The sequence below is a fragment of the Staphylococcus agnetis genome (genome assembly GCF_002901865.1).
GTDB lineage: Bacteria > Bacillota > Bacilli > Staphylococcales > Staphylococcaceae > Staphylococcus > Staphylococcus agnetis.
Genome location: NZ_PPQF01000154.1, coordinates 1 through 649, shown reverse-complemented (window position 1 = coordinate 649; position 649 = coordinate 1). Strand labels below are relative to the sequence as shown.

Sequence of the window (649 nt, the reverse complement as noted above, 5' to 3'; positions counted from 1 at the left end):
TGTACATAGTATGTTTAAACCATTGCCAGTAAATATAAAAAAATTGTATCTATCAATGGTTGTATATATTTTTTTAGAGGTGGGTCTAAAGAGAATGATTTTTCTATGGATATTGCCCATATTTTTATATATACAATTAGGTATTAGTTTGACAACCACCATTATGTTGATAGTTTCATACGTATTGACAATTCTTTTAACTTTTAGTTGCGTAATTGTTTTTTTTGAAACAACTGATTTGTTGAAAAAAATAATTTTTACATTCCTTTTATTATTAGTGTCATTGTCCCCAATGTTATTTAGCTTTATATTTATTATTATAATGATAGTTTTAATAAATGTTTATTTTGATGGTATTAAACTGCTTGAAAACAAAAGTGTTAATAAATTTTTGAAAAAGAATGAAAAAGTATCGTTATTAAAAATTGAGATAGAAAAATGGATTTCAGATAAAAGTAATTGGATTAATAGTCTCATAGCAGTTATTTTTATAGCCATAATAACATTTAATATAAATTCTATTGAAAATATAGATCCAAATATTAATTACTTTTTAATCATGATAATTATATTAGCAATGAGTCCTGTTTACTTATTGTTTTCAACAGACAAAAATTATCAAAGACTATATGTATATTTACCTATAAAT

At 22.2% G+C, this 649-nt stretch carries 1 pseudogene; it reads left to right on the top strand.

The features are described 5' to 3' along the window. Window positions 1-94: 94 nt before the first annotated feature. Window positions 95-649, top strand: a pseudogene (locus CD172_RS12895) (hypothetical protein); the annotation flags it as partial.